The 11,686-nt window shown below is 46.9% G+C and carries 10 protein-coding genes; 7 read left to right on the plus strand and 3 right to left on the minus strand.

What is annotated here, in order from left to right; translation table 11 throughout:
- The first annotated feature begins 3 nt into the window (after positions 1 to 3).
- The 7 genes from QT974_RS00420 to QT974_RS00450 all read left to right on the plus strand — a co-directional run bounded on the left by QT974_RS00420 (position 4) and on the right by QT974_RS00450 (position 10,046).
- Complete coding sequence (locus tag QT974_RS00420) at positions 4 to 720, plus strand: hypothetical protein (RefSeq protein WP_333323151.1); 717 nt, start codon at positions 4 to 6, stop codon at positions 718 to 720.
- Positions 721 to 736: 16 nt separating this feature from the next.
- Positions 737 to 3,988, plus strand: coding sequence for a hypothetical protein (locus QT974_RS00425; protein WP_333466578.1), 3,252 nt, complete (start codon positions 737 to 739; stop codon positions 3,986 to 3,988).
- Positions 3,989 to 3,993: 5 nt separating this feature from the next.
- A complete protein-coding gene (locus tag QT974_RS00430; RefSeq protein WP_333466579.1) occupies positions 3,994 to 4,950 on the plus strand; it encodes a hypothetical protein in 957 nt (318 codons plus the stop codon).
- A 333-nt stretch (positions 4,951 to 5,283) separates the two neighbouring features.
- The gene (locus QT974_RS00435; protein ID WP_333229200.1) at positions 5,284 to 6,414 is read left to right on the plus strand and encodes a hypothetical protein; all 1,131 of its coding nucleotides are present in this window, start codon (positions 5,284 to 5,286) and stop codon (positions 6,412 to 6,414) included.
- Between the two features lie 24 nt (positions 6,415 to 6,438).
- Positions 6,439 to 7,155, plus strand: coding sequence for a hypothetical protein (locus QT974_RS00440; protein WP_333466580.1), 717 nt, complete (start codon positions 6,439 to 6,441; stop codon positions 7,153 to 7,155).
- 14 nt (positions 7,156 to 7,169) lie between these two features.
- Entirely contained in the window at positions 7,170 to 9,167 is a 1,998-nt protein-coding gene (locus QT974_RS00445; RefSeq protein ID WP_333466581.1) for a hypothetical protein, read from the plus strand.
- Positions 9,168 to 9,293: 126 nt separating this feature from the next.
- Positions 9,294 to 10,046: a hypothetical protein gene (locus QT974_RS00450; RefSeq protein WP_333466582.1), complete on the plus strand. Its 753-nt coding sequence runs from the start codon at positions 9,294 to 9,296 to the stop codon at positions 10,044 to 10,046.
- Positions 10,047 to 10,239: 193 nt separating this feature from the next.
- On the opposite strand, the gene QT974_RS00455 is transcribed toward QT974_RS00450, so the two are convergent.
- The 3 genes from QT974_RS00455 to QT974_RS00465 form a co-directional block, all read right to left on the minus strand.
- Positions 10,240 to 10,479 (minus strand): hypothetical protein, encoded by a 240-nt coding sequence (locus tag QT974_RS00455; RefSeq protein WP_333466583.1) that lies wholly within the window; start codon positions 10,477 to 10,479, stop codon positions 10,240 to 10,242.
- 305 nt (positions 10,480 to 10,784) lie between these two features.
- Positions 10,785 to 11,060, minus strand: coding sequence for a lipase (locus QT974_RS00460; RefSeq protein ID WP_333466584.1), 276 nt, complete (start codon positions 11,058 to 11,060; stop codon positions 10,785 to 10,787).
- A gap of 152 nt (positions 11,061 to 11,212) precedes the next feature.
- On the minus strand, positions 11,213 to 11,536 hold the full coding sequence (locus QT974_RS00465; RefSeq protein WP_332955153.1) for a helix-turn-helix domain-containing protein: 324 nt from the start codon (positions 11,534 to 11,536) through the stop codon (positions 11,213 to 11,215).
- Between the last annotated feature and the right edge of the window lie 150 nt (positions 11,537 to 11,686).

Genomic DNA, 11,686 nt, shown 5'->3' on the forward strand with positions numbered 1-11,686 from the left:
TCAATGCAAAACGATTACTTGAACAACAACTACCGCTCTCATAACGATCGCGCAAGGGTTACTAACCTAGGCATTACCCACAAGCGCCGCAGCCATTTTAGCACATTCATGCGTAAATTCAAGCTCAATAACGCCGATTTAGCCTTCATTGCAATTTGCCTAATTGCAGCCATTTATCTAACTCTTGTCCAGCCCTTATTTGTCAGCGTATTTAGCTGTGCATCTCTGGTGTTCTTCGGACTATGGCAAATTACCCGCAGCGTTCCCATCCTCGAAAAACTGCTGGGCAGCAAAATTCGCTTCTGGCATTTAGCTGTCGCTGTCATAACAGTAACAATGTTCCTGAATAACTTTCAGACCCCAGCACAAGCCATTTTTCTAAGCGGTCTCCAAGCGTTTATGACCAATCTAGCAAGCGAAGCTGGAGCAGCAGGAGGAGGAACAGCCATTGACGAATCAACGATCGTTTTAATTTTCAATGCCATTCGAGGCGTATTTCTCTTGCTAGTAGCCGCCGCAGCTTTATTCGCTTACAACCAAGCGCAACAAGGCAATGATTGGCGTCCAATTGTCACCCAAATTGCCCTCGCCTTCGGCATTGTGATTGCCATAGACGTAATAACGTTCTTGTTCGTCGGCGACGGCAGCGGTACTACAGCCGGCTTGGTTCCCAACCTTCCTCCGCTGGGAGTGATTACAAGTCTGACCTTTTGGAACTAAGAAAAAGGAGTCACCAATGGCTTTGCAAGATCCAGAAAAAGACTTTATCAGAGTCAATAAAATCCTGGGCAAACAAGCAAGTATCGGGTTTATTCCAGCCAATCAAATTCTACCTTGGTGCTTCTTGACCGCCATTGCATACATCTTAACGATGGGTCTATTTAGCCTGGGACTGGGTTGGTTCTTCACTGTCTCGCTTTGGCTGATTGTAAGCTGGTGGCTCCTAACAGGAAATCAACCCCACCTTTTTACTGACAAGTTCCGCAAGCCCCCCGGAGATGAGTGGTGCAACGGCGACAGCTTCTATATTTCTCCCATCTCTTCCCTGCGCCCTCCTAGCATCCAAGGCAAGCCTTACGATTCGCAAATGCGAGTCAAATTGAAGCCCAAAATTGTACCCAATCAATATGGTGGAAGGAGCAAATTTATGCCTTTCCAAAATGAAATTAACCTCTGCTGTTTGGTGGAAATTGAAAAAGATGGCAGGCAAGTGTCTGGGATGCTCCTCAATAACGGGACTAACTACCAACTGGTATTTGGATTCCGCCTCCGAGGGCTTCACAACCTACTGTTTAGGAACGAAGTGTCGGCATTTGCAGCTTCTCTTGAAGAAGGAATGAAAGACATCCCACCCAGTGAAAAAATTACTTTCTGCGCCGGCTGTTACAGCAGTGATGCTGCGAGGCAAAAAGAGTTAGAGCAATTGGCTGACACCGCTGAACTCCAACCCGTATCTGTACTGCTCCGAAATGAACAGTACCGCCTCCGCCAACAAACTCATCAAGGTACCAGGCAGGTATGGGAGCAAATTGCTTTCTGTACTTGGACGGCCGATAACGAAGGCGAAACCATCTCCAGGGATTTCATTGGCCAAGCCATTGATGGGGTCAAAAAATTGTGCGATTCGATTGTGGAAACCATTGCGGGTAACACGCGAATTTACAGAGAGCAATTTTACACGAAACTGCTACTCAACTCTTTTGAACAAGGATTCCTCCGCTGGGAAATTCTCCTGAATACCAAAATGGGACTCGAAATTAGTCCCATGAATTCATCTGAACTTTGGGAGTGGCTGTGGCAGCGATTTAACAGCAGTAAACCACCGCAAATCCCTCAAGTTGTTAAACTTGAAGAAACGCCTTCTGGCTATCAGCTCAGTGAAATTAAGACGACTGAAAAACACATTTCTACAGTTTTGATTGAAGGAACGAATGGCGTATCCTCCTGCCCCGAACACCGCAAGAGCCACAACCGCGTCTATCTGACGGGAAAGGGGAAAGAATGCGCTGTTCTGACAATGTATGACGCGCCCGCAGGCTGGATTAATACCCGCCAGCAATTGAAATGGATTTGGGAGGTGATGTCCTCAAGCTACGTCCGCGATACAGAAGCTATTGTAGAAATTAGCGCCGGAAATTCCCTTGTAATTAATGATAACTTGGCCCGACAAGCGAAAGGAGCAAAAGCCGCTAGTAGCAGAGCTATAACTAAAGGGCAAGGGCGCGATATTGGCGCTGAAATTAAACAGGAGGAATCTTTCGACGCCCAGCGCCGACTTTACCAAGGAGCCGTACCCCTCAATGCAGCCGTTGCCTTTTTAGTGTACAGGAACACTGCGGAAGAATTAAGCCAAGCCTGTAACGTACTCTCTAATAGTTTTGGAACTGCGAAAGTCATCCGCGAGCGGAACGTTGCCTGGGATATTTGGCTGCAATGCCTGCCCATTACTTGGAAATGGTTGCTGCATAGCGGTTCATTTTTGAGCGAACGCCGCCTCACTCTCGACACTGAAACTGCTGCTGGAATTCTGCCACTAACAGTTCCCCGCGATTTGGATAAAAAAGGAGTTGAATTTATTACCCATCGAGGCGGAAAGCCAATTTTTATTGACTTGTTCTACAGCCAGATTAGCCGCGCTTTAATTACTGGCTCCTCTGGTTCAGGCAAGAGCGTTTTGGGGTGGCGTTTTACCGTTGAAGCTCTGGCGAATAATATCCCTGTTGTCGGGATGGACATCAGCAGCGGGGGTAACAGTACCTTCAAAACCGCGATCGAACTTTTGGGCGACCAAGGCGCATATTACGACATCAGTCAAGGATCTAGCAATTTAGTAGAACCGCCAGACCTCCGCAAGTTCGACAAAGCTGAAAGAGAGCGGCGGATGGAATCTTGGAAAGAATTTATCCGCAAAGCTCTGGTGGCGATCGCAATGGGCAAAATTCACAATCCCCACTTAGCCCAGCGGGTAGATTCAATTATCCTGCGAATGCTCGATATGTACCTTAGAGATCCAGAAATCATCGCTCGCTACAACAAGGCATTTGAAAGAGGGTGGCAATCTCCCGAATGGCAGCAAATGCCAACTCTCCAAGATTTGCTGAGGTTTTGCAGCAAAGAAAGGCTCAACCTCAAATCGTTTGAAGAACTGGATAGGCTAGCCATCAATCAAATCCTCAGCCAAGGAAATGCTTTGCTAACATCCCGCTTGGGAAAAGCGATCGGTCAGCCCAGCACGTTTTCGCCGGAACCTGCTGTTAAGTTCTTTGCCCTATCGGGACTGTCTAACGAACAAGATGCCTATTTAATGGCAATTAACGCCCATGCTGCTTGCATCCGCAACGCTCTTTCTCACCCCAAAAGCTTATTTATTGGAGACGAATTGAGCGTCCTACTCAAAAAAGATGGTTTTGCATCAGTTGTCGGCGAACTCTGCGCCACTGGCAGAAAAGATGGCATAGCTGTCTTGCTATTGAGCCAAGATTTTGATGCTATCTGTGAATGTTCCGCAGGAGCACAAATTCTGCAAAATATGGTCTACCGAATTACCGGAAGAATAACCAATTCTGGGGTGGCAGCCGCTCACAAATATTTGGGGTACGATCCGCAAATTATCAGTTCAAATGCAACGGAATCTTTTCTGCCAAGAGCTGCTGACCTCTACTCGTGCTGGCTGATTGAGAAAGGAGGAAGATTTTGGCGATCGCGATTCTACCCCGGAGAGATGATGTTGGCATCAGTTGCTAACAATCAAAATGAAAAAGAAGCCCGAGATCGCATCATGGCTCAATACCCTCCTACCCTCAAAGGGCAACTTCAAGGACTAAAGCATTTCACCCAAGAATACATTGCAGCAGTGAAAGAAGGAAAAGGCTTTGACCACATTGGTCAAAATTTAGAAATTACTACCATAGCTGCCAATGCTCAGCAAAAAATGGCATCCGACTTTCACAGCAACAATTCTCAATTTTTTGCAAAACTACCAAAATAACTCCCATGAAATACCGACTTCAATTGATACAGCAACCTGCTACAAAACTCGCAGCAGTTTCTCTGTTAGCCAGCTTGGAATTAATCGTTCAAGTCAGGCCAAGTTTAGCTCAAGCAACTCCTCCTTTCGTGCCCGGTACACAAGAAACGGCTGTGAAAGCTCCAACCCCAAACGCTTTCATCCCAAGTACACAAGAATCGGCTGTGAGATATCCAGCCCCAACTGCAGGAAGTTTCTTAGCTCCCATTGAAGATGTTTTCAAACAAGTCAACGATTTTATCGGCGACATCCAAGGTTTCGTGCAAAACGAGCTATTTGGCTCTTTAAACGAACTCCTTTCCTCTTCTCTCGGAGCTATCGAAATTCCTGATTTGAGCCAAGTCAGCAGCCAAATTATTAAAGCTCCAACATCCCAGACAGAAGGAACGAAACTGTCTGATTTACTCGAAACTAAGTCGAGCAAATTAGACGGCAAAGGTTCATATACCATCATGTCTGACTTAGACGCTCAAGCTCAGCGCAGCGCCGCTATCGGCATAGCTGACGGAGCAACCCTCAGCAAAGAAGCTCAAAATAACAGCTTCCAAGTATTAGAAGCAACTCGACAAGATACCGAACAAAACGTCCAATTGGGCGAAGAATCGCAGAGCCTCGACGTTACTCAACAAATTCTCCAAAACCTCTCGCAGCAGACCGCATTGGGCGCACAAGTCCAGATGCGAAATTTACAGGAAGCTCAGCAAGCTCGCACAGATCGGGCCATTAATAACGTGCTGCTGTCGCAAGCTGCTAAGGAAATATCCGCGATCAACACGGGCGATCGCCGAGGCAGCACTGCGTCTGGAAACCAAGCCAGCTATCAGGCGGGAATGCTGATGCTCCCCGGCGGCGGCTACTTGGGAAAACCGAGTGGCAGCAGCACAACCCCGATTTCAACTAACAGGTTCGCCGCTCCCGATTAAGCTTCGAGCAGTTAAATTGAATCCGCGATCGTCTCTTGGCTTAGCAAAGATTTTGACAACACAAATTGAGTGTAGCTGTTGACTATAGCCTTTCTCAAAAAGGTGAGGTACGAATTTTGACCTGGAAAGCTTGACAATACAGGGTTTCTGTATACCTCATTTATCTGAGAATCGCTATATATCGCTCTGAAAAAGTTTGTCTAGCGCTTCTAACACGGCTGGCTTGAAGCCAAAGTTGGGGAGCAAGCAGATATCACCGACGACTATTGCCTAGTTTGCGTGCAGACTGACCGTGTTGTTGAATACAAAGTTGAAGTTTTTCCCTAGAAACAAATGAGAGAATTTCTAGCACAAATTACATCACCGACAAGTGGTGCAGAAGGGTCATCCTTGGACATCGTTAGCGAGTCAATTAACCTGGCTAAGACGACCTCAGAATCTTGGGATAAAGTTTGGATTAGCACGATTGACCCGATCGCTTCTGGGCTGTGGGTCGGTCTAGTATCGCTCGGCATCACCCTAGCAGCCGTCAGCATCCTCTTCTTAACTCTAAGCAGCGGGAAAGACATTATCGAAAAGCAGTCATGGTCAGAACTGGCAGCACTGTTCGTCTGGCCGCTCGTCATCATGCTGTTCCTCGGCGCTAACGGCAAATTGCTAGCAAATACCGTCATTTTTACCAGGAGCTTTGCTTACAGGCAAGTCCAAGGTGTCCTCGAAGCGCAACTAGGAGAAATGACATTTAGGGACGCGATCGCCAACGTCACTATCAGCAACATCGGCCGGCAACAACTAGAAAATCTCTACGGCGAATGCCGAAATAAAGTAGGAGAAGAACTGGTTACTTGCTGGAATTCCAAGCAAGAAGCTGCTCAGAAAATTGTTAGCGAAGCTGAAAGGCAAGCCGCCGGCTCAGCCCCTCTGCAAGCGCTGCGGGCTTTTGCTGAAATCCTCTGGAATAATAGCTTGCCCGGCGCTGCTCAAGATGCCGCGACTTTTATAACTGACCCCGGTTCAGTGTTTAGAGAAAAAGCAGTGCCAATCATCCGATTCATTCTATATAGCATCCAGTGGGCGTTTGTCAACATCCTTGAAGCAGCGCTCTTACTAACAGCACTCTTTTCGCCGATCGCGATGGGGCTGTCGCTGCTTCCCTTGCAGGGCCGACCGATTTGGGCTTGGGCAACTGGATTTCTGAGTTTATTTGGCGTCCAACTTGGATATAACATCGTCGTCGGATTGGCAGCCACCGTGCTAGTCAATTCTGGAGCCGAATTAGCTAGCGATGTTGCCTTTCTCTTTTTAATCAGCATTTTCGCACCCGGATTAGCTCTATTAATCGCCGGCGGAGGAGGAATTGCCCTGTACAGCGGCATCGCTAGCAATGCCAAACAACTCATCGATGTTTTGAGCAACGCTATAGGAGCAGCCGCTAATTTGGCAATGAACAAAGGATTTAAGTGATGTCACTAATTACCGAAAGATTTTATGAAACTACAAAGATTTTCACAAACTGCATTGTTGCCAGAAGCTAAAAATCTACTGGCATTGTGCTTCCTCATCTTAACTGGAGTGAATATCCTCTCCCTAATTCTGCACCTGTTCGTCGCGTACCGAATCAACTCGGTAGCTGCTATGAAGACAACACAAGTCCAGCTAATCAACGGTCAAACTTACTATGTAGCGGAACGAGATCGGTTTTTTCGGTATCCCTCAGTTATCCAAAATTTTGTCAAAAATTGGGCAGAGTTAACCTTCAACTGGGACAATAAAATACCAGGAACTAACGATACAGATTCAGGAATTAAAGTCAATTCCAAACGAGTTCCTACCAGCAGTTATTTTGCTTCGTTACTCCTAGAACCAAATTTTGGCAAAGCTTCTCTCCCTGACATAGCTGAACTCGTCCCCAATAAAGTTTTTACAGGTCAATTGCGAGCAACTGTCATCATTTCTTTTTTATCCGAACCCAGAGAAGTCCGTCCGGGCGAATGGGAAATTGACATGATTGCTACCCGGTTGCTCGTCGATCGCACGTCAGGAATCGATGAAAGAATTCCTTTCAATCGCACTTTCCGAATCAAAGCTGTAGAAATCCAAACCCCGCCGCTAGGTAGCCAAGCCTCAGCTTTTGAACAAAAAGTTTATGAGCTTCGCTCGGCGGGCTTAGAAATCAACAAAATTACCGAATTTAAACCCAATTAATAGCAGGTAAAAACATGAACGAAAAAGAACTTCAAAATTGGCGCGAATTTGATGGCGAACCCGATGAAATTGAAGAAAGTTCCTACAGTACGCCGCCTAGCAGCACAACTAGCCACCCTTTTAATGGCAACAACTCCTCTAATGCAGCCAATAACTTTTCCAACAGTTTTAATGGCAACAACTCCTCTAATGCAGCCAATAACTTTTCCAACAGTTCTAACGGTTTTCAGGCAGCTAACGCTCCTAATGGCCCTAGCAGCAATGGCAAAAAGTTGAGCCGTGAGGAGGAAAGAGAATTGGCAGGGCATGACGGAGACGCCGATGAATTATTGGCCTCCGAGCACAGAATTAAACAGGACAGCGAAGGAGCAGAAACCCGCTCTGTTTCTGAGAAGCCCGAAGTTCGGACGTTTTCAGTATTAATGGGTACTGGCGCAGTTCTCGGCATCTTGGGATTCTTTTGGTTTGTGTTCTTTGCTCCTAAACCTGTCCGCCAACAGGCAAAGACGCCGAACCCTAAACCGACTCAAGTTTCTAAAGACGAGTCAGGAGAACTAAAAAGCCGGCTGGCATTTCAAGATCAGCAGCGGGCGCTAGAAGTTCAGCCGCCTGAACCTAAAAATCGATCGACCCCTGCTTCCAAACCGACGCCTGCACCAAAACCTGCACCAGCCGCTAGAAGGTCTCAAACCCCAAGGCAGGTTCAAAACTTTAATCCGCCACCGCCAAGGACTGTACAGACCATTCCTCCTCCACAGCCGCCATTACCGCGCCCTGCACAGCCGCCTGCACCGCCCCCGCCTCGCCCTCGTCCGACGCCATTACCGCGCCCTGTGCCGCCACCCGCACTGCTGGCACTTCGACCTGCGCCACCACCCCGGTCGCCTTCACCAGAAAAAGTAGACCCTTACGAGCGCTGGGCGCAATTAGCTTCTCTGGGGCAAAGCAGAGGTCAAGCAGTTAAAGAGCTAAATGCTGAAGGTATTTCTGCCGGTTCCGCAACTTTTCCTAGCGCAATCGCGCCGGGGATGACAGCGGCAAACTACCCTGCCGTGCCACCCGCAATGCCAGTACCGGCACCACCGCCCAGTGCAGTAGCAATTGCGCCAGTAGCAGCACCGGTACCATTGTCCCAACAGCAGCCGGTGCCGCCGATTTCTCAAAACCCGCAGCCAGTGCTAGTCAGTTCGCCAAAAAGCCCACAATCGGCTGCACCAATGCAAGAGATACCCGCGATCGCAATTGGAGCTCCTGGCTCGGCTGTAAACACCAAGGTCATGAGCCCTGGAGAAGCTGGAATCCTCAACCGCATGACCGCCGGCGAAAACAGTGAAGGCAGCACAGCAATGAGAGAGATACCCATCGGCTCATCTGCTCTTGCCAAGGTAATCGTGCCGATGATTTGGGACGAAGCAGGTCAAAGCCCAACAGCCGGAAGGTTTGCCGTCCAATTGACCGAGGACGTGATGGCGACTGACGGGGCGATCGCCTTGCCGTCTGGCACCGTCTTAATTACTCAAGTAGAAAATGTCACGCGCGGAAATCGGCTGGTTTCTCAAAGCGTGGTGGCGCTTGTTTACCCCGATTCTGCTGGCCGCATCCAACAAGTACCCATTCCTCCCGGATACTTAATCGTTCGCGGAATCGATAACCAACCTCTCATTGCCGACAGTTTATTTGACAGAGGTTCTGAAATAGCCAAGGCTGATATTTTAGTGGGAATTCTCGGCAGCTTGGGGCGGGTAGGAGAAATAATTAATCGACCCGCCCAAGAGACTTTCAGCCAGCAGAGCGGCTTTTTTGGAAGTACGGCTGTTAAAACAACAACCTCGCGTGAACCCAACATCCTAGCAGCCGCTTTAGAGGGATTCTTTACACCTACTGCCCAACGGCTGCGAGAAAGAGCGGATCGCGACGCGCAAGAAATTTTGAAGCGAGGCAACGTGGCGATCGTACCAGAAGGAACTCAAGTTTCAGTATTCGTCAATGCCTTTGTCACAGTGCAGAGATAACGGAATTGACATCTTCCCCGCCCTAAAAGAACGGAGATTCCAAGAATCACTTCTTGGACTTCCTCTTTCCATGACTCGGCTTACTCAGACCGGGCTTTATACAAAAATCTTGGAGGTAATGTAACCGTGAAAAAACTCACTCGGAAAATTCGTCTGGCTTTACTTTCTCCTGCCTTACTAATTGCCACTGCATTCAGCAATGTCAATATTGGGCAAGCTCAAACATCGGCCATAAAAATTGTAGGAAGAGATGCAGCAACAAATGCAACTACCAACCTTCAAGTATGGTCTGGCCGTTCCAGCGTTATTGACTTTAGCCAGACTGGTGAAGTCATTATGTACATCCGGTTGGCAGATCCGTCCAGGGCTGTCTTTAACACTGATGCTGAATTAAAAACTAACCAAGCTAGAACCATATTTGTCCAACCGATTCAACCCTTACAATTTCCTGGCGCTACAACAGCCAACATTACTAACCTGTTTGTTAAAACTCGCTCTCCTGAAGGAATTGAACGCCTTTATACTTTCAATGTCGTTCACCGGGACGGGCAACCTACTAATAATGGCATTGCCATCTCTACGGTAGTACCCGGGCAGGAGCCAAGCGTAACTTTAGCAGACAATCGAACGGCGGCGCTCAGGGACATCGAAGGGGGATTAGACATTGCCATCCTTCGAGGTTACACACCTCCCAATGACCCCGTTGTCTTCAAAGTTCGAGAGTTCATTGCTCTAGCTCGAAATGGCACAGCTATTGCTAAAGCTGCTGAGAAAACTAATCTATCAATGTCTGTTGTTATTTCACTAGGGCAGTTAGGGTTGAGCCGCGAACCTTTGTATGAAATTCCAAAAACGCCATCTCAAAAGCTCTCCCTTTAACTCGAACTCTAGGAAATTAAATCCGTTTGCTCAACCAAAAATTTCAACTTCGTATCAAGCAATAGTCCGGACAGCTTTTAGCTCAAAGCCTGAAATCCTTGATTTTTTGTTGGTAGTTTTGCTTTGAACTCGGGCTAAAACCCGCATTCTATGGTTGACACTCTAAAACTGTCCGAAGTGTCGATCGAGAACGTTAGCTGTCATCGGTAACGTCTTCATGTGTAGAAACTGGTAATGGCAGCCCTACAGACAACAAAGTGCTTTGCGGTAACTTATTTTCTATCTGCCTTAACATTGCCTCAAGCTCTACTCTTGGACTGGTTTGTAGACCGAGACACTGTACAATTCTATTGGCATCCGTACTCAAACGCTTATTAAGTTGGATGCCATAGCTCCCTGTTTCTGCTAACAGTTCGTAAGAGTGAAACTGCATGGGTTCTCCAAGACGTGCCTCTTGAATATGTTGAAAATAAAATTCACGTTGCATATAATCAATCAGGCAATCTTGAACTACAAGGACAAGATGCTTGCTGAGATGCTCAAATGTATGAATTTTGGGCCTGGCTGAAATGATGTTCCCGTTCCATATTCAATTAATTATTCCTATCGAGCATTACTCACCGCACGCGATTGCTAAACCCTACCTCAATTCAGCAACACAAAACTTGGTTATTTTACTCTAAGTTTGACCTCAGTTCCTACTTGACCATCTCAAATTTATCGGTCATTTTTTAGGAACTACCTCATTGAAGCTATAGCTATAGATAGGGGTTCAGCCACTTGTAAGTCTTCAATCAGATTATCAACCCACCCCTGATAAGAGATGTATGGCACCTTAAAAACAGGTCTTAACTCTTCCCAATCCTCCACTTGAAAAAGATAGGGCGCTAACTGTTCTAAGTAGGAACGACCGAACTGAAATTCCATGTCGAGATTCCGAATCTTCGATAGTAATTTTTCTGAAATAGAAGTTTTTTCAAAGATATCTAATTCTGAAATACCCTTAACTGCCATGCTGTCTATTAACAAGACATAAAGCCTTTTGCGGGATGTTATATCCGGTAATAAATCAGCTTTAATACGCTGTAAAAATAAGTTGCGCTTTTGAATTTGTTCGGCAGTTAGCGTGGCATTGAAATATTGAATAAATGGATCTTTTTCTGTTGTTAAGACGCTTGACGGTACTTCTGCTGTTGTGCTTTTTTTTTACGAGCGATCGCCTCGTGGGGGTCTTCATCTCCTTCTACAAACTGCATCAACTCTGTCATCGACCAACCTATTGCATAGGTAAACTGCATTAACTTTTGCAGCCTTGGATCGGCTTTTCCATCGCACCAGTTAGCTAGCGTGTTGAATGCAATTCCAGTCAGTCTCCCTAACTCCCTAGAGCTACCCACGCGCTCATCTTCCACCAACGCCGTTATTAACTGACCGAGACGTTTGTGGATTTGACTATCTGCTACTACATTTTCTTCTACTTTTGCTGACATTCCAGTTTCCCACTAGCCAAGGAGTAACGACAGAGGTGATTAGACGGCCTACATTATACCAGGATAACTTATCTAACGGCCGTCGCAAATCCCTCGTTTGAAGTAACTACACATTTAAGGTATTTCGTCAAGCCTAAATTAGATGCGATT

This window comes from Microcoleus sp. BM001215392, assembly GCF_036700185.1.
GTDB lineage: Bacteria > Cyanobacteriota > Cyanobacteriia > Cyanobacteriales > Microcoleaceae > Microcoleus.